The organism is Pseudomonas sp. 18173, from assembly GCF_050432945.1.
GTDB lineage: Bacteria > Pseudomonadota > Gammaproteobacteria > Pseudomonadales > Pseudomonadaceae > Aquipseudomonas.
This window is the reverse complement of the sequence record NZ_JBKFTN010000002.1, coordinates 275,812-301,804: the sequence shown is the minus strand read 5'-3', so window position 1 is coordinate 301,804 and position 25,993 is coordinate 275,812. Positions and strand designations below refer to the sequence as shown.

General features: G+C 62.0%; 19 protein-coding genes. 16 read left to right on the top strand and 3 right to left on the bottom strand.

From position 1 onward, the window contains the following. Positions 1–35: 35 nt before the first annotated feature. Positions 36–527 (bottom strand): adenylate kinase, encoded by a 492-nt coding sequence (locus tag ACLD1X_RS03495; protein ID WP_429366128.1) that lies wholly within the window; start codon positions 525–527, stop codon positions 36–38. Between the two features lie 586 nt (positions 528–1,113). Beyond that, positions 1,114–3,036 carry an alkaline phosphatase D family protein gene (locus ACLD1X_RS03490; RefSeq protein WP_429366127.1) on the bottom strand — a complete coding sequence of 641 codons (1,923 nt, stop codon included), beginning with the start codon at positions 3,034–3,036 and terminating at the stop codon, positions 1,114–1,116. 255 nt (positions 3,037–3,291) lie between these two features. Between ACLD1X_RS03490 and ACLD1X_RS03485 the strand changes: the two genes are divergently transcribed. From ACLD1X_RS03485 to ACLD1X_RS03450, 8 genes are all read left to right on the top strand, one after another. Then, the gene (locus ACLD1X_RS03485) at positions 3,292–4,272 is read left to right on the top strand and encodes a quinone oxidoreductase family protein (RefSeq protein WP_429366126.1); all 981 of its coding nucleotides are present in this window, start codon (positions 3,292–3,294) and stop codon (positions 4,270–4,272) included. Positions 4,273–4,285: 13 nt separating this feature from the next. Continuing rightward, the gene (locus ACLD1X_RS03480; protein ID WP_429366125.1) at positions 4,286–5,134 is read left to right on the top strand and encodes a TauD/TfdA dioxygenase family protein; all 849 of its coding nucleotides are present in this window, start codon (positions 4,286–4,288) and stop codon (positions 5,132–5,134) included. A 100-nt stretch (positions 5,135–5,234) separates the two neighbouring features. Next, complete coding sequence (locus ACLD1X_RS03475) at positions 5,235–6,287, top strand: 3-keto-5-aminohexanoate cleavage protein (RefSeq protein WP_429366124.1); 1,053 nt, start codon at positions 5,235–5,237, stop codon at positions 6,285–6,287. A 91-nt stretch (positions 6,288–6,378) separates the two neighbouring features. Then, the gene (locus ACLD1X_RS03470; protein ID WP_429366123.1) at positions 6,379–7,710 is read left to right on the top strand and encodes an MFS transporter; all 1,332 of its coding nucleotides are present in this window, start codon (positions 6,379–6,381) and stop codon (positions 7,708–7,710) included. Next, positions 7,707–8,369 carry a DsbA family oxidoreductase gene (locus ACLD1X_RS03465; protein ID WP_429366122.1) on the top strand — a complete coding sequence of 221 codons (663 nt, stop codon included), beginning with the start codon at positions 7,707–7,709 and terminating at the stop codon, positions 8,367–8,369. The genes ACLD1X_RS03470 and ACLD1X_RS03465 overlap by 4 nt, the downstream gene beginning before the upstream one ends. After that, on the top strand, positions 8,366–8,692 hold the full coding sequence (locus tag ACLD1X_RS03460; RefSeq protein WP_429366121.1) for a Rieske (2Fe-2S) protein: 327 nt from the start codon (positions 8,366–8,368) through the stop codon (positions 8,690–8,692). Before ACLD1X_RS03465 ends, ACLD1X_RS03460 begins: the two co-directional genes overlap by 4 nt. After that, positions 8,689–9,699, top strand: a complete 1,011-nt coding sequence (locus ACLD1X_RS03455; protein ID WP_429366120.1) for a YeiH family protein — start codon at positions 8,689–8,691, stop codon at positions 9,697–9,699. The genes ACLD1X_RS03460 and ACLD1X_RS03455 overlap by 4 nt, the downstream gene beginning before the upstream one ends. A 211-nt stretch (positions 9,700–9,910) precedes the next feature. Then, entirely contained in the window at positions 9,911–12,469 is a 2,559-nt protein-coding gene (locus ACLD1X_RS03450) for an RHS repeat-associated core domain-containing protein (protein WP_429366119.1), read from the top strand. A gap of 50 nt (positions 12,470–12,519) precedes the next feature. Here the strand turns inward: ACLD1X_RS03450 and ACLD1X_RS03445 are convergent, their stop codons facing one another. Further along, positions 12,520–13,572 carry an AraC family transcriptional regulator gene (locus ACLD1X_RS03445; protein ID WP_429366118.1) on the bottom strand — a complete coding sequence of 351 codons (1,053 nt, stop codon included), beginning with the start codon at positions 13,570–13,572 and terminating at the stop codon, positions 12,520–12,522. A 355-nt stretch (positions 13,573–13,927) separates the two neighbouring features. Here ACLD1X_RS03445 and ACLD1X_RS03440 point away from each other — a divergent pair, with 355 nt between their 5' ends. From ACLD1X_RS03440 to ACLD1X_RS03405, 8 genes are all read left to right on the top strand, one after another. Next, the gene (locus ACLD1X_RS03440; RefSeq protein ID WP_429366117.1) at positions 13,928–14,494 is read left to right on the top strand and encodes an RBBP9/YdeN family alpha/beta hydrolase; all 567 of its coding nucleotides are present in this window, start codon (positions 13,928–13,930) and stop codon (positions 14,492–14,494) included. Positions 14,495–14,618: 124 nt separating this feature from the next. Further along, positions 14,619–16,622: a DUF1302 domain-containing protein gene (locus ACLD1X_RS03435; protein WP_429366116.1), complete on the top strand. Its 2,004-nt coding sequence runs from the start codon at positions 14,619–14,621 to the stop codon at positions 16,620–16,622. 41 nt (positions 16,623–16,663) lie between these two features. After that, the gene (locus ACLD1X_RS03430) at positions 16,664–18,022 is read left to right on the top strand and encodes a DUF1329 domain-containing protein (protein ID WP_429366115.1); all 1,359 of its coding nucleotides are present in this window, start codon (positions 16,664–16,666) and stop codon (positions 18,020–18,022) included. A 175-nt stretch (positions 18,023–18,197) separates the two neighbouring features. Next, on the top strand, positions 18,198–19,289 hold the full coding sequence (locus ACLD1X_RS03425; protein WP_429366114.1) for a WD40/YVTN/BNR-like repeat-containing protein: 1,092 nt from the start codon (positions 18,198–18,200) through the stop codon (positions 19,287–19,289). A 16-nt stretch (positions 19,290–19,305) separates the two neighbouring features. Then, the gene (locus ACLD1X_RS03420) at positions 19,306–21,825 is read left to right on the top strand and encodes an efflux RND transporter permease subunit (protein WP_429366113.1); all 2,520 of its coding nucleotides are present in this window, start codon (positions 19,306–19,308) and stop codon (positions 21,823–21,825) included. Between the two features lie 6 nt (positions 21,826–21,831). Further along, positions 21,832–23,610: an acyl-CoA dehydrogenase C-terminal domain-containing protein gene (locus tag ACLD1X_RS03415; RefSeq protein ID WP_429366112.1), complete on the top strand. Its 1,779-nt coding sequence runs from the start codon at positions 21,832–21,834 to the stop codon at positions 23,608–23,610. A gap of 24 nt (positions 23,611–23,634) precedes the next feature. Next, positions 23,635–25,278: a fatty acid--CoA ligase gene (locus ACLD1X_RS03410; protein ID WP_429366111.1), complete on the top strand. Its 1,644-nt coding sequence runs from the start codon at positions 23,635–23,637 to the stop codon at positions 25,276–25,278. A 332-nt stretch (positions 25,279–25,610) separates the two neighbouring features. Then, positions 25,611–25,952, top strand: coding sequence for a potassium channel family protein (locus ACLD1X_RS03405; RefSeq protein ID WP_429366110.1), 342 nt, complete (start codon positions 25,611–25,613; stop codon positions 25,950–25,952). Positions 25,953–25,993 lie beyond the last annotated feature (41 nt).

Below are 25,993 nucleotides of genomic sequence, written 5' to 3'. Positions count from 1 at the left end.
CCAACAGGCTTGTGTCCGACCACAGCTCCGAATGCTTACGAGTGACGAACCAGTGCGGTGATTTCCTCCCGACCTTCCAACCTGATTTTCGCACCGCAAAACCCCTCGAACAGTTGCTGATGCGCCGCAAACCCACTGGACTCCTGCCGTTGGTGATAGCTGCCCGCCCATTCCAGCAAGGCGATCAGCAACAGGTCCTGTTCATCGCGTCTGGCCTCGCGTTGTCGAATGTTGGCCACACATTCTTCGTCCCCGACACTCAGCCAGATCAACGTTGTGGCTCGGTGGAGGATTTCGCTGAGGATCCAGCCGTAGACGCCTTCGATCACCCAGTGCTCTTCGCTTGCCGCGCGGCGTGCCATTCCCAGTGCTTCGTTTCGGGGGCGGGCGATGCTGTGTTCGTCGCAGAGCCAGTGAATCTGGTCGAGGTCGGTCCAGGGGGCGTGTAATTGCTTGGCCAGCCGCTGTGCCAGCCAGCTCTTGCCGGAGCCGGAGTTGCCGATGATCAGGGTTCGGGTGAGGTCCATGGGCGACACCGTTCAAATGTGGGAGCGACTGTTTGCAAGTTGATCTGATATTACCGCTGCACCCGATCCAATTGTGGGAGCGGGCTTGCTCGCGAAGGCGGCCTGACTGATTACATATCCGTTTCTGGGTAACGGCGACTGATGGTTTCGCCCTTACGGCGAGTCCCTTTGGCAAACGCCCCAAAGGAACCAAAGGTCTCGCCCCGAACGTCCGGCCCCTCGCCTGGGCTCGGGGTTCCTTCGCTCCGGTGTCCATCCGGGGGCATTGCCCTCCGGTCGGCTGCGCTCGACCTGCATGCAATGGGTTCGACTGCGTCGAACGGCGCTGCGCGCCAGTCCCCGGATGAACACCTCCGCTCAGTCTGCCGAGGGGGCGGGTGGATCAAGATCAAGAGCGGCAGGCGAGCTAACGCTCGGCCTGTTGGGTGGTGAAAAGCGTCTGTGTACGCCGATCCGCAGTTGCTCTGCTCTTGTGTGGGAGCGGGCTTGCTTGCGAATGCGGTGTGACAGTCGACATCTTCTTCTCTGACCCACCGCTTTCGCGAGCAAGCCCGCTCCCACAGTTTTTCGTGGCGTCTTCTCTGCCTCAGTCGTCGCTTTGCGGGGCAATCATCCGGGTCTTCGGTGAGCCGTTCGAGTTGTGTTGGTAGATCGTCTGCGGTTGCCCTTTTTCGTTGAAAAACACCTGGCCGATCCCCGCCGAGTTCCATAGCCGCTCGCCGGCTTCGGCGTGTTCCGGGACGTGCGGGACGATGCGCATGCGTCGACGTTTGGTCAGCCAGTTGAGCGGTGAGCGTGGTGAGTACAGCCAGCGGTTGAGGCGGTCGAACCACTCGAGCAGGGCGGCCGGGAATTCGTTCTTGATGCCGCTGCTGGTGATCTGCCAGATGCGTGGCCCGGCTTTGCGGTGGCGGATCAGCACTTCGTAGACGAAGGAGTAGTGCACGTCGCCCGACAGCACGACGTAGTTACCCGGCGTGCGCGAGTGGCGGAAAATGTTGAGGATTACCTGCGCCGCGCCGCGATGGGCCATCCAGTTTTCCGCGTCCACCAGCAGTGGATAACCGCACCAGCTGAACACCCGTTGCACGGTTTCGATCAGTTTGACGCCGAAGATCGGGGCCGGCGAAACGATGATGGCGCTCGGGTGGTCCAGCAGGTCCTGTTGCAGTTCGCTGAGGGCTTCCCAGTCGAGCAGGCCGGAAGGCTGCTTGAGGTTCATCTCGCTGCGCCAGCGCCGGGTGCGGGTGTCGATCACCACCATGGCCGGGGTCGTCGGCAGCACGTAATGCCAGTGCTGAAACTTCAGCAGCTCATCGATCAAATCATCCTGGACCCTGCTCTCGAGGTGACGCTCGTGTGCGCTGGCGCTCAAGGCTCCGGCCTTTTCCAGCAGGGCAGCGAACGCATCCGGATTGTTGCCCCAGCCCTGGCACAGCATGTACGCCAGTAGTGCGTTGCCGATGATGCGTCGGGAGAACGGATGGCCGTAGGCGGTTTCCTCCCATTGTGCGGACAGGTTCCAGTCGTCGGTGATGTCGTGGTCGTCGAAGATCATCAGCGTCGGCAGGTGCGCCAGGGCCCGTGCAACGTGGCCCAGGCCTGCCTTGAAGGCATCGATGCGCGTCTGTTCAAGGGCGTAGCGCTTGAGTCGTTCCGGTGTCAGCGTCGGCGGCTGGGGCGTGATCAGGGTCCAGGGCGTTGGCGACCAGACCAGCACATACATGGCCATGACTTCGGCGAAGGTCACCAGATGGTTGTCGGCACTGCTGCTGGTGAAAATCGGCTTGCGCGCCCCACCGAAGAAGCGATCACGCAGGGTTTCGTTGCTTTTCAGCGACGGAAGCAAATCAGCTCGGTGGTAGTAACTGGCCGGGTGCTCGTAGAGCCTGGCGCTGTCGCTGACCACGGCACCTTCCAGATGTTCGCCGAACAACCCCAACCGCTCGATCAAGGCGTGAATCGCCCGCAACATCGGCCCCGCGACATCGTCGGCGTAGACCTGATCGCCGGTCATCATCAGCAGTGCCGGGCGGTCCTTGGCGCTGTGTTCCTGCGCCAGCAACCGGTCGACGCAGAGCACGCCGTCCGCCGCCGGGTGATGTGGCTTGCGGCAGGAGCCGTGCAGCAACTGGTCGACCCGTGCGCGCAGGACGAAGTTCGGGCATTGGGCATCGCCATACAGCAGGTGTGGCGCCCAGTCGGCGATGCCCTTTTCCGCGCCATCGATCAGCAGGTCATAGTCGATCGACTCATCGCAGGGCAGGGCGCAATCGAGGTGCACATCGATCAGGTGCACAAAGGCATGAGCCCCCACTGCAATCACCGTGCATTGCCCGGCATCGAGGCGGATATCGCCGACGCCTTGCAAGCGCAAGGTCAGCGCCAGCGCCCGGGAACCTACCAGCCACAGCACCAGCCGCGTGGGCTCAAGACGCCGCAACAGCGGGCCCGCCAGGACCGGCGGCAGGGTTTGGTGATCGTCGGGCAGTGGCAGTGTTTCGGGCATCCGGGGTCAAGGCTCTTGGGGCATCGAGGCGGGCGATGATAGCGCAGGTGGCGACGGTGCAACCCGCCGGCACCGGTCGCCACCGGAAACAAAAAATGACAAGCCCCCGGGCAGCAAGGAGCGAGCTGACCCGCCTGTCACCAAATGAAAAGCCATTGTCGTCTGATGAGAAGCGTCCAAAAGGGCCTCGTCCTACAGTCCAATCAGCGCAATTCGATGCAACACGCCCATATTGCAGATTGGAGAATAAGAAAAATGGCAAAAGCCGTACGCTTTTACGAAACCGGTGGTCCCGAAGTTCTACGTTATGAGGACGTCGAAGTCGGCGAACCCGGTCCAGGTCAGGTTCGGCTTCGTCATGTGGCAGTCGGCCTGAACTATGCCGACACCTATTTCCGTAACGGTACCTATCCGATTCCTATGCCCAACGGCATGGGTGTCGAGGCCTCTGGCGTCGTCCAGGCCGTTGGTGAAGGGGTCACCAACGTCGAAGTCGGCGATCGCGTCACCTACACCGGTTTCCTCAACACCCTCGGCGCCTACAGCACCGAGCGCCTGATCGCGGCCGCGCCGCTGATCAAGCTGCCGGAAACCATCAGCTTCGAAACGGCTGCCGCGATGACCATGCGCGGTTTGACCTCTTCGTACCTGATGCGCCGCATCTACGACTTCAAGGCTGGCGACACCATCCTGCTGCACGCCGCTGCCGGTGGTGTCGGCCTGATCGTTTCGCAGTGGGCAAAATTGCTGGGCCTGAACGTGATCGGCACGGTGTCGACCGAGCAAAAGGCCGAAATCGCCCGCGCTCACGGTTGCGACCATACGATCAATTACAGCCATGAAGACGTCGCCGCTCGCGTTCGCGAACTGACCGACGGTGTGGGCGTCAACGTGGTGTTCGACAGCGTTGGCAAGAACACCTTCATGGGTTCGCTGGATTCGTTGAAACCCCGTGGCCTGATGGTCTGCGTGGGTACCGCATCCGGACCGATCCCGGCGTTCGACCCGGTGATGCTGGCGATGAAAGGTTCGCTGTACCTGACCCGTCCGGCCCTGGCCAACTACATCAGCGACCCGGCGGAAAAAGCCGCACTGGCCGGTGAGTTGTTCGACCACGTCGGCAGCGGCCGGATCAAGATCGAGATCAACCAGCACTACGCGTTGCAGGACGCCGTGCAGGCCCATCGCGACCTTGAGTCACGCAAGACCACTGGCTCGTCGATTTTCGTCATTTAAGGAGCGGCCAGCCATGAAAGTCGAACAATTGACCTGCAGCATTGGCGCCGAACTGATCGGCGTCAATCTGGCCGACGCCGTCCATGACGACGGTCTGTTTGCCGAGATTCGTGCCCAGTTGCTCAAGCACCGCGTGGTGTTCCTGCGTGATCAGGACATCACCCGCGCCGATCACGTGGCCTTCGCCCGTCGCTTTGGCGAGCTGGAGGATCATCCGGTGGCCGGCAGCGATCCGGATCACCCGGGGCTGGTGCGGATCTACAAGAATCCGGACCAGCCGATGGACCGCTATGAAAACGCCTGGCACACCGACGCCACCTGGCGCGAGGCGCCGCCAATGGGGTGCGTGTTGCGCTGCGTGGAATGCCCGCCGGTCGGCGGCGACACCATGTGGGCCAACATGGTCCAGGCCTATGCAAACCTGCCGGAAGACGTAAAGGTCAAGATTGCCGACCTGCGCGCCCGGCACAGTATCGAAGCGAGTTTCGGCGCGGCGATGCCGATCGAAAAGCGCCTGGCGCTCAAGGCGATGTACCCGGACGCCGAACACCCGGTGGTGCGCACCCATCCGGAAACCGGCGAGAAGGTGCTGTTCGTCAATGCCTTCACCACCCACTTCAGCAACTACCACACCCCCGAGCGGGTGCGCTTCGGCCAGGACGCCAACCCCGGCGCCAGCGAATTGCTGCGCTACCTGATCAGCCAGGCGTACATCCCCGAGTATCAGGTGCGCTGGCGCTGGAAGCCCAACAGCATCGCCATCTGGGACAACCGCAGTACCCAGCACTACGCCGTCATGGACTACCCGCCGTGCCATCGCAAGATGGAGCGTGCCGGGATCATCGGCGACAAGACGTTCTGATCGAACGCCACCTGCATCAGCACTCGTTAACACGTCTGCCCGGCACGATCCCGGGTGGACGGAACAATCATAAGAACTGCCCTAAGAACTGGAGTAGACCATGCAATTCTTCGACGATTCCCTGCACCCGGAAAACATGGAAAAGGTAGTCATCACCGTGGCCCCGTACGGCCCGGAATGGATGCCTGAAGATTTCCCGGAAGACATCCCGCTGACCATGGACGAGCAAGTCCAGAAAGCGGTCGATTGCTACGAAGCCGGCGCCACCGTACTGCACTTGCACGTGCGTGAACTGGACGGCAAGGGTTCCAAGCGTCTGTCGAAGTTCAATGAGCTGATCGCCGGTGTGCGTGAAGCGGTGCCGGACATGATCATCCAGGTCGGCGGCTCGATTTCCTTCGCCCCGGAAAGCGACGGTGAAGCGGCCAAGTGGTTGTCCGACGATACCCGCCACATGCTGGCCGAGCTGACGCCAAAACCGGATCAGGTCACCGTGGCGATCAACACCACCCAGATGAACATCATGGAGCTGCTGTATCCGGAGTACCTCAAAGGCACTTCCCTGGATAACCCGCTGATCCATGCCGCCTACAGCGAAATGACCGTACCGGCCGGCCCGGCCTGGGTGGCCGAGCACCTCAAGCGCCTGATGGACAACGGCATCCAGCCGCACTTCCAGCTGACCGGCATGCATGCGATGGAAACCCTCGAGCGCCTGGTGCGCAGGGGCATCTACAAGGGTCCGCTGAACCTGACCTGGATCGGTATCGGTGGCGGTTTCGACGGCCCGAACCCGTTCAACTTCTTCAACTTCATCCACCGCGCGCCGGACGGTTGCACCCTGACCTCCGAATCGCTGCTCAAGAACGTGATGCCGTTCAACACCATGTCGATGGCCATGGGCATGCACCCGCGTGTGGGCAACGAAGACACTATCATTGATCACAAGGGCGATCGCTTCGGCTCGGTGGCACAGATCCAGCAGACCGTGCGCATTGCCCACGAACTGGGGCGCGAAATCGCTACCGGCAAGGAAGCTCGCGAGATCTACCGTATCGGCGTGCAGTACGAAACCGTCGAGGAAACGCTGCTGGCCAACGGCATGGCCCCCAACCGCAAGGCTGGGCAGAAAGGCGTGCCGCAACGCGGCTGACCGATCAGGTGCGCGAGGGGCCGTGACCGCTCGCGCACCGAGCTGCAACACGCTTGATAAAAACAATAAAACGAAGCTTTGAGGAGGCTGCATGGCCTTTCACCCAATCGCCGCCGACGATGACGACACCGGTAGTGTCGGCGTTGCGCGCCAATATGCCTGGATCGTCTTTGCACTGACGTTCGGCCTGTTGATTTCCGATTACATGTCGCGTCAGGTACTGAACGCGGTATTCCCGTTGCTCAAGGGCGAGTGGGCGTTGAGCGACGGCCAGCTCGGTCTGCTCAGCGGCATCGTTGCATTGATGGTGGGCCTGCTGACATTCCCGCTGTCGTTGATGGCCGACCGTTTCGGCCGGGTCAAGAGCCTGGCGCTGATGGCAATGCTCTGGAGCCTGGCGACTCTGGGCTGCGCGCTGGCGCAGGACTACCAGCAGATGTTCATCGCACGATTCATGGTCGGCGTCGGCGAAGCCGCCTACGGCAGCGTGGGCATCGCCGTGGTGATTTCGGTGTTCCCCAAACACATGCGCGCCACCCTGGCCAGTGCCTTCATGGCTGGCGGGATGTTCGGCTCGGTGTTGGGCATGGCCCTGGGCGGCGCCATCGCGGCCAAGCTGGGCTGGCGCTGGTCGTTCGCCGGCATGTCGCTGTTTGGCCTGATGCTGGCGCTGCTCTATCCGCTGATCGTCAAGGAAGCGCGCATCGCTCCGCAGCGTGCCGCTCAAGTGGCGAACAAGGCAAAGGTGGCGGTCAAGCGGCCGTTGCGCACGCTGTGGTCCAGCCGTTCGGTGGTGGCGACCTACGTTGCCAGCGGCCTGCAGCTGTTCGTCGGCGGTACGGTGATGGTGTGGATTCCAAGCTACCTCAACCGCTACTACGACATGCCCACCGACAAGGCCGGCGGCATGGCGGCGATCATCGTGTTGTGCAGCGGTACGGGCATGATTCTGTGCGGCATGCTCAGCGATCGTCTGTGCCGCCACTCGCCCGAGCGCAAGGTCAGCCTGGCCATCGGCTTTTGCCTGGGCAGCTGCCTGCTGTTGTCGGCGGCGTTCGCCTTGCAGGCAGGGCCTGTGCAATTGCTGCTGATCTGCCTGGGCATGCTGATTGCCACCGGCACCACCGGCCCGTGCGGCGCGATGGTTGCCAACCTGACCCATTACTCGGTGCACGGTACGGCGTTCGCCACGCTGACCCTGGCCAACAACATGCTGGGGCTGGCACCTGGGCCGTTCATCACCGGCCGGGTGTCGGACCTGATCGGCCTGCATGCCGCGTTCCAACTGGTGCCACTGGTCAGCCTTGCGGCGGCAGCGGTGTTCTTTTATGCCAAGTGTCATTACCACAGAGATATTGCCCGCCTTCAGGGTCAGAGCGTGCCTGACCCCGTCAGTGAAGCCGGGCTAGAGGTGAAGTTGTGAGTCGTCGTTTACGTATTGATGTGTTTTTCGATTTTATCTGCCCCTGGTGCCTGATCGGCAAACGTCAACTGGAGCATGCGCAGGTACAGTTTCGCAGTCGCCACCCGGACGTGCAGATCACCACGGTGTGGCATGGCGTGCAGTTGTTGCCTCAGTTGCCGGTGCAGGGTGAGCCCTTCGCCGATTTCTATCGCAAGCGCCTGGGCAACGCTGACGCCGTGACCATGCGCCAGGCCCAGGTACAGCAGGCTGCCGGGGCGGTCGGACTGACCATCGACCTCAGCCGCATCGAGACGATGCCCAACACCGCGGACGCTCACCGTCTGTTCGAACGCGTCAGCAAGACGGGCAATGCCAGTCAGCGTGAGATGTTGCTCGAACGACTGTTCGCCGCGTATTTCCTGAGACGCGAAAACCTCGGTTGCCGTGAGACCTTGCTCGACATTGCCCGCTCCTGTGGCGTCGATGCGGACGCGGTGCTCGATTGCCTGAAGGGCGACGCCACGCCATTCGAAGGATCGCCCGATGCGACCAGTGGTGTGCCGAGCTTCCAGTTCGACCGCCGCATGACGGTGATCGGTGCCCAGCCTGCCCAGGCGCTGCTCGGGGCCATGAACGAAGCCCTCAAGGCCAGTGATCTCGAGCGGCAACCGGCATGACCCGGCGTATTCCGGTACCGGCCGGCAAACACCCGCAGGCCGGTGGCCGGGCGCTGTTCGAATTCGAAGACAAAAGCCTGGCGTTGTTCAACGTCGACGGGCAGTTGTTTGCCATCGACGACAGTTGCCCGCACCAGGGTGCGTCGCTGTGTGGCGGGCGGCTTGAGGGGCGGGTGATTCAATGCTGCGCCCATGGCCTGCGCTTCGATTTGCACAGCGGCTACCTGCTGAATTCCAAAGCCGTAAAAGTCACGAGCTACCCGGTCGAGATCATCGACGACCAGGCGTTCATCGTCATCGCTCCCGAGGAGGCCGCGCCATGAGCGCCATCGCTCTCACCCGTATCCACAGTCGCACGCGCGAACTGGCACCGGGCTTTATCGTCAGCCTGATCGTGGCCGCTGCCGCGTCGTTCCTGTCCGAGCACTACGGTGCGCCGGTCATGCTGTTCGCCTTGCTGCTGGGCATGGCCCTGAATTTTCTTGCCGATGACGGCCCCTGCAAGGCCGGTATCGAGTTCACCGCCCGCACGGTGCTGCGCATTGGCGTGGCGCTGCTGGGCATGCGCATCACCCTGGAACAAATGGCGGCGCTGGGCTGGAAGCCGATAGCGCTGGTGGTGATCCTGGTGGTGGTGACCATCAGTGTGTCGGTGATCGCGGCCAAGGCCCTGGGTTTCCAGCGCCTGTTCGGCATGCTGACCGGTGGCGCGACGGCCATCTGCGGTGCCTCGGCGGCTTTGGCCCTGGCGGCGGCGCTGCCGAACCATCCGCAGAAAGAACGCGCCACATTGTTCACGGTGATCGGTGTCTCGGCGTTGTCCACGCTGGCGATGATCGTCTACCCGATGATCGCCAACTGGCTGCATTTATCGCCGCAGGTGGCGGGGGTGTTCCTCGGCGCCACGATCCACGACGTGGCCCAGGTGGTCGGCGCCGGCTACAGCATGTCGACCGAGACCGGCGACACGGCCACGGTGGTCAAGCTGATGCGCGTTGCCATGCTGCTGCCGGTGATCGTCACCGCGGCGATGATCACCCGCATGCAAGGCGCCGACACCACCGGCAAGCGCCCGCCGCTGTTGCCGTGGTTCGCCGTCGGCTTTCTGATCCTGGCCTGCATCAACAGCACCGGATGGGTGGCGCCTGCGGTGCAAGGATCGGTCAACGAACTGTCGCGCTGGTGCCTGGTGATTTCCATCAGTGCCCTGGGTATGAAGACCCGGCTCAAGGAGCTGGCGGCGGTCGGGATCAAGCCGATCCTGCTGATGGTCGGGGAGACGGTGTTCCTGGTCGTGCTGGTGCTGTTGTTGCTGCACTGGGGGCTCTGAACGCGTCACCACCCATGGTTTTATGGCAGGGCAACACGGTATTGACTCCTCATGCCGTGGGGCTCCCGACCGGTGTCACAAACACCGGTTCTTCACGGCGACTGTACCAGCAGTCGCCGTTTTTTTGTGGTGGCCAGTCGTCAGTGTTTTGGCATCCACCTGTAATTTCTGACAGTAGACGCTACCCGACAGCAAATGCTATCCAGTGTCCATGAACAATCCCGGTGTGCATCACGCAACGCCCACACTCGCGGTCATGGACTCGCGAGGGCTTGCGGTGCGCGGTGTGGGCTACTGGCGCGCGCAGGCCGGACAAGCGCCGCAGGCTCGGGTCACGCGGCAGGTATTCGATGCGGCGGGGCGCGGGGTTGAACAGTGGGATGCGCGGTTGCCGATTTCGGCATTGAGTCATGGGTTTAGCCTGACGGGGCAAGTGCTGCTGACTGAAAGCGTCGATGCCGGTTGGCGTGTATCGATGCTCGGTCAGACCGGTGAAGCCCTGGTTCAGTGGGACAGTCGCGGCACGCGGCAGGACTTTGAATACGATACGTCGATACGCCCAGCGGTGGTGATGGAGCAGGCGCGTGGTGAGGCGGTGCGGGTGGTCGAGCGCTTCGAGTATGGCGGCGCCCATCTTCAGGTCGGCAATCAGTGTGGCCGGCTGATTCGTCACGACGACCCGGCCGGCACCCGGCATATGCCCGAGTACGATGTGCTGGGGCTGGCGACGAGTGAAATCAGCCACTTTCTCACTGTGTTGGACACTCCCGATTGGCCACAGGACGAGTCGGCACGTGATGCATTGCTTGAATCCGGGATGGGGCTGGAGAGTCGCTGGGCCTATAACCCTGCCGGCGACTTGCTGAGTCTTACCGACGCCAGCGACAACCGTCGGCGGTTCAACTACAGCGTGGCTGGACAGCTCAAGGAGGGTTGGCTGCAACCGGCGAATAGCCCGGCACCCGGACAGTGCCTGGTGCACGATATTCGTTACAACCCGAGCAGTCAGGTCGAGCGGGAAACCGCTGGCAACGGCGTAGTCACCGAGGCCGAGTACGCACCCAACGATGGGCGTTTGCTACGCTTGGTCGCCGCATTGCCCGGTGCGTCACCCTTGCAGGATCTGCGTTATGAGGTCGATGCGGTGGGTAATATCGTGAGTATCGAGGACCATGTCCTGCCTGTGCGTTTCTACAAGAACCAGCGCATCGAGGCGCTGCGCAGCTTCGGCTATGACAGCCTGGGCCAGTTGATCAGCGCCACCGGGTGGGAAACCGAACAAGCCGCTTCTTATCCGATGACCCGCTATCGCACCTTCAACGACGCCAACGCCGTGGTCAATTACCGCGAGGAATACGATTATGACGCGGCCGGCAACCTGACCGAATTACGGCACCTCGGCGCGCAATCATTCACCCGGCGCTGGGTCATCGCCCCGAACAGCAATCGCAGTCTGCTCGAAGAGGATCAGCCGGCGGATTTCGACAGCCGCTTCGACCGCAATGGCAACCTGCGCTTTCTGCATCGTGGCCAGGCCATGTCCTGGGATTTACGCAACCAACTCACCAGCGTTTCGCCCGTACAACGGGAAAACGAAGCCGACGATACCGAACGCTACCTCTACGGCGGCGGAGGCAAACGCCTGCGCAAAGTCCGCACGGCCCTGACCGGTACTCGTACCGTGTTCGCCGAAGTGCGTTACCTGCCGGGACTGGAAATCCATCTGCGCAATGGCGCCCCGTCGCACCAGGTAATCGACCTCGAAGCCGGCCGCAATCGCGTGCAATGGCTGCTCGGGCCCGGTGCGCCGGAATATGCGTTGCGTTACCACCTCACCGACCACCAAGGCTCCGGCACGCTGGAACTCGATGAACATGCCCAGGTGCAGAGCCGCGAAGTGTATTACCCGTTTGGCGGTACGGCGTGGGAAGACCACCGCGATCAGAGTGGCGCCTGGAAAACCCTTCGTTACTCGGGCAAGGAGCGTGATGCGACCGGGTTGTATTACTACGGTTATCGCTACTTCGCGCCGTGGCTGGGGCGGTGGATCAATCCCGACCCGGCAGGGGCAGTGGATGGGTTGAACCTGTATCGGTTCGTGGGCAATTCGCCGGTGGGCAAAGTAGACCGGGATGGACGGGTGGGGAGTCCGGCTGGCCAACGAACTTCGAACGTCATCGAGTTTGATGTGGATGAGTTGCTTGCGAGACCGATAGATCCAAGTCAGTCTGCTGAAATTGAGCGGTTGGCAAGAGCACTGGGCCCCATCACCGTGGATCTGGATCTGGATCACATACTTGCAAGCCCAAGGCCTGAGCAGGAAGCCCGTATGCTTGAAGAGTGGAGCGCCACGACAGGCCAGCCAATGAGAGCTCCCGTTGCTGGCCCTTCCTCGGCGGGTGAGCCTCCTACGCCAAGTGGTCCTGCCTGTCCCACCTGTGGCAAAGTCTTTTCACGTAAGCACAACCTTAACCAACATTTGAGAACACATACCGGTGTGCGGCCTTATGGCTGTAAAGAACCGGAATGCACTGCAGCATTTTTTCGGTTGGCAGGTCTGGCTAGACATTTGAGAACACATACCGGTGTGCGGCCTTATGGCTGTAAAGAACCGGAATGCACTGCAGCATTTAAGCAGTCGGGAAACCTGGCTCAACATCGTCGAACACATACCGATGAGCGTTCGTATCGCTGCATGAAACCTGGTTGTAACCGGGCGTTCAAGTGGCCATCGAGTCTCAAAAAACATCACCGAAAACATGCCGTTTAATAACTATTCATAGGCAAGTTTCATGTCCGGACTACGATGGTCCCGTGGAATCAGGGTTCTTTGGGAACCGGCTGCCCCGCAACATCCACCTGAACCTTCGCAGCCCCCTGCTTCTGCGTGCGCCAAGTCGCCGGCGGCATACCGAACTGGCTGATGAACCACCGTGTAAACGAACTCGCCATCGAGTAGCCGAGCATGTCGGCAATGCGGCTGAGCGAGTAGTTCGGGTTGTCCAGGTAGCGCAGCACCAGGTCGCGGCGCACGTCGTTGATCACATCGTTGAAGGCGCAGCCGTCGTCCTTGAGGCGGCGTTGCAGGGTGCGCACGTTCATGCCCTGGCTCTGGGCCACCTGTTCGATGGTGGCGCGCCCCATGGGCAGCAGCAGGTAGATGGCCTTGCGCACCTCGAACAGCATCGAGGCGCCTTCATGGTTCTGCAGTGAGTCGAGGTAGCTCTGGGCGTAGCGCGCCATGGCCGGGTCGGCGTTGGGGTTGGTCATGTCGAGGCTGATGTCGGGGCAGACGATGCCGTTGAACTCGCTGCCGAACTCCAGGTTGCAGCCGAACAGCCGGCGATGCAGGTGCAGGTTCTCCGGTGGCTGGTGCATGAAGTTGACGCTGTAGGGGTGCCAGTGTGAGCCGAGCAGGGCCGAGCACAGCCGGAACATCACGCCGATGGCCAGCTCCGTGGCCTGGCGGCTGGGCATTGGCGTTTCGGTGACCACCTCTTCGCGAATGATCACCATCTTGCCGGCCTCTTCAATGAAGATGGCCAGCGAATCGTTCATCAGGTGCCGGTAGTTCACCACAACCTGCAAGGCATCGCGCAGGGTGCGCTGGTGGCTGAGCAGCAGGCTGACCACGCCGAAGTCCGAGAGCTGGCGCGACTCGGCCATGCTCAGGCCGAAAGTCTGGCAACCGCTGGCGGCGGCGGAATCTTCCAGCAGGCGCACCGCGGCATCGATGGGGATGCGGGTTTCAGGCGCTTGCAATTGGGCTCTGCTCAGGCCGACGCCTGCCAGGACATCTCGCGGGTTGAAACCCAGGTACTGGGTGACCTCCAGGTAGTTGGTCATGACGGCGGCGCGGACAAGCTTGGGCATGCGAAGGTCTTCCCTGGGCCGATGGCGATTGGCGTGAGCGTGGCGACTATATCCAGCGTATCAACAGTTGAACAGTTGTCATGTTGTTGATGGTTTTCATGCCGTCGGTCACGCAATCTCTGCGTGGGTTGATGGGATCGTCCCGCATCCGTTGATTACAGTGACCCTGCGCCAACCTGTGGCACTTTTCGACCAGCGGTCATAGTGTCCTGCTGTCCGACAATTTGTCATCAAAAGAAAAGTGCATGACGTCCAATGTAAAGCGCTTTGGGTGGTCGCTCTTTAATGTCGACCCTACAAAAAGCCTCTGGCGAAAACAGCCAGTCGAGTTATCGAGAAAGCGAAGGTGTTGACTGTGGACAAACTGCAAACTGCCGCCACCATTCTGATCGTTCCGGGTCTGCGCGAGCATGTGGCCGAACATTGGCAAACGTTGCTTGCAGACAGGCTGGGCAAAGTGCGCAGTGTTGCGCCGCTGGAGACCGACAAGCTCGACTGCATGGCCCGTGTGCGGGCGATTCAACACGAACTCGAACAAATCGACGGGCCCGTGATTCTGGTGGCCCACAGTGCCGGCGTGCTGATGGTCGCGCACTGGACGGCGCATTACAGCCGTCCGATCAAGGGCGCCTTGCTGGCCGCGCCACCGGACCTCGATGCGGTCTGGCCGGCAAACTATCCGTCTTCCGAAACCCTGCGTAGCCAGGGCTGGAACCCTCTGCCCCAAGGCCCGCTGCCATTTCGCAGCATCGTGGCCGGCAGCACAAACGATCACCTGGCCAGCCTGTCTGCGGTCACCCGCATGGCAGAAGGCTGGGGCGCCGAATTGCTCAATCTGGGCGATGTCGGCCATCTCAATCCGGCCGCAGGATTTGGCCATTGGCAGCAAGCCGAGGCACTCATCCTGCAGCTGGACCGCTAGTACAGGAACCGGTCTGGCAGCACGCCAACCGGCATTTGCCCTCACTCCTGAGAACGCAGACCCGAAGAGGAATGCGCGAGGGCGGCTGCGCTTAAAACAAATACAAAAAGGCGGAGACAACGCAATGCACAACAATAAGAGTCACGGCTTCACCGCAGCACGCTACACCTTGCTGGCCTCGGCCATCCTGGCCGTCATCGCGCCTGCTGCCCATGGTGTCGAGATCGATCTGGGCAACCCGGACTGGACCGCGCGCCTGGATAACACTGTCAAGTACAACTACGGCGTGCGCACCGAAAGTGCAGACAAACGCATGCTGGGAACGCCGAACAACAACGACGGCGACTACAACTTCCGCAAGGCCGGTACCAACATCACTAACCGTATCGACCTGTTGACCGAAATGGATGTGGTCTACAAGAACGCCATGGGCTTTCGCGTCAGCGCCGCCAGCTGGTACGACAAGGCCTATGACAACACCGGCTCCAACTCCAACCCGTTCGTCAACGGCAATGGATCGACGTCGGGCCTGGTCGCCAACGATCCGCGCCTGGCAGCGGTCACCCATGACAACGTCGGTTTTGGCAGCCCGCACCTGAGCAATTATGCCCAGCGCTACTACAGCGGTCCTTCGGGCGAAATCCTCGATGCCTTCGTGTTCTACAGCACCGAAGTGGGCGAGGAGTCGATGTTCAGCGCCAAGGCCGGCCAGCACAACGTGTTCTGGGGCGAGACCATTCTCAACCCGGTGCACTCGGTCAGCTACGGCCAGTCCGGCCTCGACCTGGCCAAGCTTGCCGCATCGCCAGGTACCGAAGCCAAGGAACTGTTCGTCCCGCGCAACCAGTTGTCGATGACCTTCACCGTCAATCCGGAATTGACCGTGGGTGCCCAGTACTTCCTCGATTGGGACGCTGCGCGTCTGCCGGAAGCCGGTACTTACTACGGTGGTTCCGACTTGATCGGCTATGGTGCGCAGTCGTTCCTGCTCGGCAACACCAACGCCGTGGTGCCTGGCAGCCCGCTGGGTTGCGGCCTGGCACCGTGCAACGCCTTGACCAACGTGCGTCGCGGGCATGACCTGACACCAAGCAGCAGCGGCGACTGGGGCATCATGGCCAAGTGGTCGCCGGCCTGGCTGGATGGCACCCTCGGCGTCTACTACCGCGAGACTTCGGAAATCCTGCCGCAAGCCTGGCTGGATGCCAGGGGCATCAGCTCGGCCAACGCCAACGGCAGCCGGCCGGCGGGGCAAGTGCCTGCGGTGGTCAACACCCTCAACTCGCTGGACACCGCCACCTATCAACTGGCCTATGCCGACAACATCAAGATCTTTGGCCTGAGCCTGTCCAAGGACGTGGGCGGGATCAGCGTCGGTTCGGACCTGAACATCCGTCACAACATGCCGCTGGCCAGTATTCCGGCGATTGTCAGCAGCACCAGCCCGCTGGGCCTGGGCAAGGGCCTGGGCCTGTTGCCGGCGCGTACGGATGCCACGGGTGTGATCTACGACACCCCGAGCCGCGGCGACAGCATGAGCGCCACCGGCGACACCTTGCACTGGACACTCAACGGCCTGGTGACCCTGCCGAAAACCCCGGTGTTCGATCAGGCAACCGTGCTGGCCGAGCTGTACTACAGCAACCTGCTCAAGCTCGATAGCAAGAACGAGGCGCTCTACAAAGGCAAGGACACCTATCGCGGCATCGACGCGCCGACCCGGGACAACTGGGGCATCGCGGTCAACTTCACACCGACCTGGTACCAGGTGTTCCCTGGTGTCGACCTCAACGCGCCGATGTCGGTCAACGTCGGTATCGACGGTGTGTCGCCGGTCTCCGGTGGCGGTGCCAAGGACACCGGCAACTATGCCGTGGGCCTCGGTGCCGTTGTTTACAACAAATACTTTGTCGACCTGAAGTACGTGGACTCCTTTGGCAAAACCGAAAAGTGCAACGTCAGCGGTGTAAGTACCGGCCCGAACGGCGGTGACGGCTCCACTCCCAACGCCTTTAGCGGCAACGAAAACTACGCCTGTTTCGCCGGTGGCTACTCGTCCTTCTCCGGAGGTGGTGCCACGACCGAGGACCGTGGCGCGGTGTACCTGACGATGAAAACAACCTTTTGATGCACCACTGATTTGCTCAATGCAAGCAGGAGAATAACAAGATGAAATTCGCACAAACCGTGTTGGCCGTTTCGCTGGCCATGGTCCTTGCCGCCCAGGCACAGGCCGCTGTTTCAACTCAGGAAGCTGCCAAGCTGGGCACCAGCCTGACCCTGGTGGGCGCTGAAAAAGCCGCGAACGCCGATGGTTCCATCCCTGCCTACAACGGTGGACTGACTACGCCGCCGGCCAGTTTCAAATCCGGTGACAGCATGCGCCCGGATCCGTTTGCCAGCGAGAAACCCTTGCTGGTGATCGACGGCAAGAACGTCGATCAGTACAAGGGCCTGCTCAGTGCAACCACCGTTGAACTGGCCAAGCGTTTCGCGACCTTCCATGTCGACGTCTACCCGACCCACCGTACCGTTTCGCTGCCCCAGGCCATTCTGGACAACGGCGTGAAGAACGCCATCGGTGCCAAGTCCCTGGAAGGTGGCCTGGCCATCGACAACGTCCTGCCGGGCGTGCCGTTCCCGATTCCTCAGTCGGGCAACGAAGCGATGTGGAACTTCCTGCTGCGCTACCAGGGCGTCAGCATCAGCTCCAAGTACGATTCCTGGAACGTCGACTCGGCCGGCGTGCCGAGCCTGGCCACCACCGGGCAAGCGAACATCTCCTACCCGATCTACGAAAACCTGTCGCAGCCGATCAGCAGCGCCGACGTGTACTACCAGATGAAGCTGTCGTACACCGGCCCTGCGCGCCGGGCCGGCGAAGCGGTGATGCTCAAGGACGCCGCCAACCCGCTGCAACAGCCACGTCGCGCCTGGCAATACCTGCCGGGCCAGCGTCGGGTGAAACTGGCGCCGAACCTGGCGTACGACACGCCTAACCCAGGCACTGCAGGCGCGGGTACCTACGACGACGTGTTCGTGTTCAACGGTGCGCTGGACCGCTACGACTGGAAGCTGGTGGGCAAGCAGGAAATGATCGTGCCCTACAACACCTACAAGCTGACCTACGTCCAGGATCCGAAGTCGCTGACTACTGCCAATCACCTGGCACCGGACTTCGTGCGTTGGGAAAAACACCGCGTATGGGTGGTTGAAGGCAACCTCAAGGCCGGCGCCCGTCACATCTACGCCAAGCGCCGCTTCTACCTCGACGAAGACAGCTGGACCGCTCTGGCCTCGGATCAATATGACGCCCGTGGTCAGCTCTATCGCGGCTCCTTCGCCTTCCTGAGCCAGAGCTACGACAAGCAGGTGCCGGATTCGACACCGTTCATGATCTACGACCTGGTCGGTGGTTCGTACAACATCAACGGCGTAGTCGGTCCGTATGGTGGCATCAAGTACATCGAGCCACTCTCCAAGGCGCAGTGGTCGTCGGAATCCCTGGCTGGCGCCGGTATTCGCTAAGCCAACCGCAACAACGCACCCGCACGGTCCGGTGCGTTGATGTAGGAGCGAGCTTGCTCGCGATGGACGAGTGGGCGACGCGGGCATCCAGAAAGCACGCGTAATCGTTCACGACCATCGCGAGCAAGCTCGCTCCCACAACGGCATGGGCGCGGTTTTCCGAAGAGGACGCTGTATGTGTTCGTATAAAAATAATATGTTGCAGCTGGCGTTTGGCGTTGTGCTCTGCCTGTCGCAGGGCATCGCCCACGCGGCCGAATACGTCGATGTGCTGGACCTGCCCGCCAGGGTCAGCGCCTTGGCGGTCAACAGCCCTCTGTCCGGCATGGCCCGCGCCGGTGGGCGCGTGATTGCCGTCGGCCAGCGTGGCCATATTCTGTTTTCCGATGACGCCGGCAAGCATTGGCAGCAGGCCGCCGTGCCGGTCAGCGCCGATCTGACCGCAGTGAATTTTCCGACCACCACCCAGGGCTGGGCGGTGGGTAATGACGGCGTGGTGGTGCACAGCAGCGACGCCGGTGCGACCTGGCAAAAGCAGCTCGACGGTCGCCAGATCGGCGAGTTGCTGGTCAAGCATTACACGGCGCTTGCGAGCGCCGAACCGGGCAATGAGCAATGGCCGCTGCTGGTCACCGAGGGCCAGAAGCTAGCCGAACAGGGCGCGGACAAACCGCTGCTCGACGTCTGGTTCGCCAACGAAAAACTGGGGTATGTGGTGGGTGTGTTCAACCTGATTCTGCGCACCGAGGACGGCGGCCAGAGCTGGACCCCGTTCCAGGATCGCACCGACAACCCGCAAGGCTTTCACCTCAACGCCATCGCCTCTACCGGCGACGGTTTGTACATCGCCGGCGAACAGGGCCTGTTGCTCAAATGGGATGACAGTGCCCAACGCTTCAATGCCGTGCCGACGCCTTATCAAGGCAGCTTCTTCGGCGTGCTCGGCAAGCCCGGCGAAGTGCTGGTCTACGGCCTGCGCGGCAACGTGCTGCGCAGCACCGACGGCGGCCAGAGCTGGACCGCGCTGGACACCGGCCTGCACGTCAGCATCACCGCGGGCCTGATCGATGCCCGTGGCAATTATCGCTTGTTCACCCAGGGCGGGCAGATGCTGGTCAGCCAGGGAACGGGCGAGCAGTTGCACCTGGTGCAACGACCGGCACCGACGCCAGTCGCCGGCGCCACCCAGTCCGCCGATGGCGCATTGGTGCTGGCCGGCAGCCGTGGTACCCGCACGCTGTCCGCCGACCCAGCCCTAGAACCCTAAGAGCGAGAACCCAGACATGGGCAATATCAAACAAGACGCCATGCCGGTGATCCGCGATGTGCGTGATTTCGATCGTCGCTCCGGCAACCTGCTGGAACGGCTGGTGTTCAACTATCGCCCGCTGTTCATGCTGCTGATGGCGCTGGCCACGGTGGTGCTGGGCTACATGGCGGTGACGCGCCTGGAGCTGCGCCCCAGCTTCGAAAAGATGATTCCGCAGAGCCAGCCGTACATCCAGAACTTCCTGGAAAACCGCCAGTCGCTGCGCGGGTTGGGTAACTCGGTGCGGGTGGTGGTCGAGAACACCAAGGGCGATATCTTCGACCCTGGTTACCTGGACGTGCTCAAGCAGGTCAACGATCAGTTGTTCCTCACCGAAGGCGTCGACCGCGCCTGGATGAAGTCGCTGTGGAGCCCGGCGGTACGCTGGACCGAAGTCACCGAGGACGGTTTCCAGGGTGGCCCGGTGATGCCCGATACCTATTCCGGGCAACCTGAACAAATCGAACAACTGCGCCAGAACATCTCCCGCGCTGGCGTCGTCGGCAGCCTGGTGGCCAGCGATTTCAAGTCGAGCATGCTGGTCGTGCCCTTGCTGGACAAAGCCGCGGCCGGTGGACAGCGCATCAATTACCACGCGTTCTCGCAGATGCTCGAAGAGCAATTGCGCGACAAGATCGAATACGCCGGCGACAGCGCCGCGCGTAAATCCGGGGTTGAAGGCACCGGACAGTACAAGGTGCGGGTGATCGGCTTCGCCAAACTGATGGGCGACCTGATCGACGGCCTGATTCAGGTGATGATGTTCTTCGGCCTGGCGGTCGTCACTTCGCTGGTGATCATCTACGCCTACACCCGTTGCGTGCGCAGCACCCTGCTGGTGGTCGGTTGCTCGCTGATCGCGGTGGTCTGGCAACTGGGCATCGTCGCCTGGCTCGGTTACGCCATCGATCCGTACTCGGTGCTGGTGCCGTTCCTGATCTTCGCCATCGGCGTGTCCCACGCCGCGCAGAAAATGAACGGCATCATGCAGGACATCGCCCGTGGCACCCATAAGCTGATCGCCGCGCGCTACACCTTCCGCCGTCTGTTCATTGCCGGCGTCACCGCATTGCTGGCCGACGCCGTGGGCTTTGCGGTGCTGATGCTGATCGATATCCCGGTGATCCAGGACCTGGCGATCACCGCCAGCATCGGCGTCGCGGTGCTGATCTTCACCTCGCTGTTGCTGATGCCGGTGGCGCTGTCCTATGTCGGCGTCGGCGCCAAGGCCGCCGAGCGTGCGCTGAAAATCGACACCCGTGCAGAAAAGCACAAAGGTTTCGGCAAGCTCTGGGATCTGCTCGACCGCTTCACCACCGCCAAGTGGGCCACGGGCGCCGTGCTGGTCGCGGTACTGATGGGCATTGGCGGCTATGTGGTCAGCCTGAACCTGAAGATCGGCGACCTGGAAAGCGGTGCACCGGAGCTGCGTGCCGACTCGCGCTACAACCGCGACAACGCCTACATCACCCAGCATTACGCGCTGTCCAGCGACCTGTTCGCGGTGATGATCAAGACAGCTCCCGAAGGTTGCCTGAACTACAAGACCCTGGTGCTCGCCGATCGCCTGGCCTGGGAGCTGCAACAGCACCCGGGCGTGCAGGCCACGGCTTCGCTGGTCAACGCGGTGCGGCAGATCACCGCCGGCACCTACGAAGGCAACCCCAAGCTCAACAGCATCCAGCGCAACCAGGACGTGCTGAACTACGCCGCGCAGCAAGCCTCGGTGAACTCGCCGGAGCTGTTCAACACCGAGTGCTCGCTGATGCCGGTGATCGCCTTCCTCAAGGATCACAAGGCTGAAACCCTGGATGCGGTGGTGGCGATTGCCGACAAGTTCGCCAGGGAAAACAGCAGCGACGATCGCCAGTTCCTGCTCGCGGCCGGCAGTGCCGGGATCGAGGCGGCGACCAACATCGTCGTGCGCGAAGCCAACCACACCATGCTGCTGTACGTGTACGCGGCAGTGACGCTGTTCTGCCTGATCACCTTTCGCAGCTGGCGCGCCACCCTGGTGGCGCTGTTGCCGCTGGTGCTCACGTCGATCCTCTGCGAAGCCTTGATGGTGGCCATGGGCATCGGCGTGAAGGTTGCGACCCTGCCGGTGATCGCGCTCGGCGTGGGCATCGGCGTGGACTACGCACTGTACTTGCTCAGTGTGCAGTTGCACTTCCAGCGCCAGGGCCTGCCGCTGTCCCAGGCCTATCGCAACGCCGTGTCCTTCACCGGCCGGGTGGTCGGGCTGGTGGGCATCACCCTTGCGGCCGGCGTGGTGTGCTGGGTCTGGTCACCGATCAAGTTCCAGGCCGATATGGGCATCCTGCTGACCTTCATGTTCCTGTGGAACATGCTCGGCGCGCTGATCCTGATTCCGGCCCTGTCCTACTTCCTGCTGCGCGAACGGGCACCTCAGCCCGGTTCGGTGGCGGCCGACGAAAACCCTGAATCCACTGAACGTCCCGGCATGCCTGTTGCCGTGACCACTTCCGAGTAAACCAAGATGTCTGATTACAAAGCTCCCCTGCGCGACATGCGCTTCGTACTCAACGAGGTTTTCCAGGTGTCCCGGCTGTGGGCCAAGTTGCCTGGCCTGGCCGACGTGATCGATGAAGAAACCGCCGCCGCCATCCTCGAAGAGGCCGGCAAGATCAGCGGCGAAGTGATCGCGCCCCTGAACCGCGCCACCGACGAGCAGGGCTGCACCTGGAGCAATGGCTCGGTCACCGCGCCGGACGGCTTTGCCCAGGCCTATCAGGCATTCGCCGAGGGCGGTTGGGTCGGTGTCGGCGGTGATCCGCAGTACGGTGGCATGGGCATGCCCAAGGCCATTTCCGCGCAGGTCGAGGAGATGGTCAACTCGGCCAGTCTGTCGTTCGGCCTGTACCCGATGCTGACCGCCGGCGCGTGCCTGTCGATCAAGGCTCACGCCAGCGAAGAGCTCAAGCAACGCTATCTGCCGAACATGTACGCCGGCACCTGGACCGGTTCGATGTGCCTGACCGAGGCCCACGCCGGTACCGACCTGGGCCTGATTCGCACCCGCGCCGAGCCACAGGCCGACGGCAGCTACAAGGTCACCGGCAGCAAGATCTTCATCACCGGCGGCGATCACGACCTGACCGAGAACATCATCCACCTGGTACTGGCGCGCCTGCCGGATGCACCGGCCGGGCCCAAAGGCATCTCGCTGTTCCTGGTGCCCAAGGTGCTGGTCAACGCCGACGGTTCGCTGGGCGAAAACAATGCGCTGTCCTGCGGCTCCATCGAACACAAGATGGGCATCAAGGCCTCCGCCACCTGCGTGATGAACTTCGATGGCGCCACCGGCTGGATCGTCGACGCACCGAACAAAGGCCTGGCGGCGATGTTCACCATGATGAACTACGAGCGTCTGGGCGTGGGCATCCAAGGGCTGGCGCAGGGTGAGCGTTCGTACCAGAACGCCGTCACCTACGCCCGCGACCGCCTGCAAAGCCGTGCGCCGACCGGCGCGCAATGCAAGGACAAGGCCGCCGACCCGATCATCGTGCATCCGGACGTGCGCCGCATGCTGTTGACCATGAAAGCCTTGAACGAAGGCGGCCGTGCATTTTCCAGCTACGTCGCGTTGCAACTGGACACGGCCAAGTACAGCGAAGACGAAGTCACGCGCAATCGCGCGCAAGAATTGGTGGCGTTGCTGACCCCGGTGGCCAAGGCATTCCTCACCGACATGGGGCTGGAAACCACCTTGCACGGTCAGATGATCTTCGGTGGCCACGGCTACATCCGCGAGTGGGGCCAGGAGCAACTGGTGCGCGACGTGCGCATCACCCAGATCTACGAAGGCACCAATGGCATCCAGTCCCTGGACCTGGTCGGACGCAAGATCGTCGGCAGCGGCGGGGCGCTCTACCGCCTGTTCGCTTCGGAGATCCGCAACTTTACCGCCAACGCCAGTGCTGACCTCGGCGAGTTCACCAAACCGTTGAACACCGCCGTGGACACCCTCGACGAGTTGACCGCGTGGCTGCTGGACCGCGCCCAGAGCAATCCGAATGAAATCGGCGCGGCCTCGGTCGAGTACCTGCACGTGTTTGGCTACACCGCGTATGCCTACATGTGGGCGCGCATGGCCCAGGCTGTGCTGAGTTCGGACGTCGAGGATGATTTCCATACCAGCAAACTGGCCACCGCGCGTTTCTACTTTGCCCGGTTGCTGCCGCGTATCCATTCGTTGAGCGCATCGGTCAAGGCCGGCAGCGACTGCCTCTATGAGTTGCAAGCCGATCAGTTCTGATCACAAGGACAAGGAACCTTAATCATGATGGCGACAAAAATAATCCCGCCCGCCGACGGCGCTTATGCCTATCCCTTGCTGATCAAGCAATTGCTGCTGTCCGGCGTGCGCTACGAGCCGGGCCGGGAAATCGTCTACGCCGACAAGCTGCGCTACAGCTACCAGACACTCAACCAGCGCATCCGCCGCCTGGCCAATGCGCTGACCGCCGCCGGGGTCAAGGCCGGTGACACCGTGGCCCTGCTCGACTGGGACAGCCACCGTTACCTGGAATGCTTCTTCGCCGTGCCGATGATCGGCGCGGTGCTGCACACGGTGAACATTCGCCTGTCGCCGGAGCAGGTGCTGTTCACCATGAACCACGCCGAGGATGACCTGGTGCTGGTGCATGATGACTTCCTGCCGCTGGTCGAGCAGATTCACGGGCGACTGGAAACTGTAAAAGGTTACCTGCAACTCACCGATGACGAGGCGACCTCGACCGCGCTGCCGGTGCTGGGAGAGTACGAGCACCTGCTGTCCCTGGCGCCGGACCAGTATGACTTCCCCGACTTCGACGAGAACTCGGTTGCCACGCTGTTCTACACCACCGGCACCACTGGCGACCCGAAAGGCGTGTACTTCAGCCATCGCCAACTGGTCCTGCACACCCTGAACGCCGTCGGCACCCTGGGCGGCTATCAGGGCCAGCCGCTGCTGCGTTCGGACGATGTGTACATGCCCATCACGCCGATGTTCCACGTGCATGCGTGGGGCGTGCCGTATGTCGCGACCCTGATGGGCATCAAGCAGGTGTATCCGGGCCGCTACGAACCCAACAGCCTGGTGCGGCTCTACCGCGAAGAGAAGGTGACCTTCTCCCACTGCGTACCGACCATCCTGCAGATGATCCTCAACTGCGAGGAAGGCAAGGCGACCCGTTTCGACGGCTGGAAAATGCTCCTCGGCGGCAGCGCGCTGACCCTCGGCATCGCCAGCGAAGCCAGTGCCAAAGGCATGGTGGTGCACGCCGGCTACGGCATGTCGGAAACCTGCCCGTTGCTGTGCCTGACTTACCTGCGTGACGAAGACCTGCAGCTATCCGCCGAAGCCCAACTGCCGATCCGCATCAAGACCGGCACGCCGGTGCCGATGGTCGACCTGAAGATCATCGACGCCGACGGCAATGACGTGGCCCACGACGGCGAGTCCCTCGGTGAGATCGTGGTGCGCGCGCCGTGGCTGACCCAGGGCTACCTGAAAGCCCCGGACAAAGGCGCGGAGCTGTGGCACAACGGCTGGCTGCACACCGGTGACATGGCCTCGATCGACAAGCTTGGCGGCGTGGAAATCAAGGACCGCATCAAGGACGTGATCAAGACCGGTGGCGAGTGGATCAGCTCCCTGGAACTGGAAAGCCTGATCAGCGAACACCCGGGCGTGATGTCCGTCGCTGTGGTGGGCATCGTCGATGAACAATGGGGCGAACGGCCCATGGCCATGGTCGTCAGCGAGCCGGGGTACTTCCTCGACCGCAAGATCCTGGAGACGCACCTGCAAGCCTTCGTCGACGGCGGCCGCATCAACAAATGGGCGATTCCCAAGCAGTTCAAGTTCGTCGCCGAAATCCCCAAGACCAGCGTCGGCAAGATCAACAAGAAGCTGATCCGGGAAACTGAAGCGAACTGACCCGAACTGACACGAACCGTCCTGAACCGACATGAACTGACGCGAACACTGTAGGAGCGAGCTTGCTCGCGATGGACTCAAGGGCACCGCGTTTAACCAGTTAGCACGCGTTATCGTTGACGACCATCGCGAGCGAGCTCGCTCCTACAAGAATCCACCGGCGCCAGGCGGTTTCTGGATAGTCCGGGTGGTGTCGTCTTTGTCATAGTCCTGCGCACGCCAGCGATATCGCCCCGTTGGTCGCAGTTTTCAGCGCTTGTGCCAAGCTGAACGGGGTATTGAATCGCCGTGCATCCCATTGCCGGTCAGGCAAACCCCAGGAAGCCCACGACATGAGCATCACCCGTGCAGCAAACGTCCGCAAAGAGTTCTACAAGGCGGTCTGGTTCTATTTCAAAGTGGTGTGGCCGATCTTCTCGATACTGCTGCTGGTGATCGTAGTGTTCGGCCTGATCATTGCCCGTCTGGAAGGGTGGAGCCCGGATGACGGTATCTACTTCGCCTTCGTCACGGGCCTGACCATCGGCTACGGCGAGCTCGTGCCAAAACTCGGCGTCTCGCGGGTGCTGGCGGTGCTGCTGGGCTTCAACGGCGTACTGCTGACGGCGACATTCGCGGCCATCAGTGTCCGGGCAATTGAAGTGACGGTGACGGCGTCACGCAAAGGTCTGTAGGAGCGAGCTTGCTCGCGATGGACGTCAACGATAACGCGCGA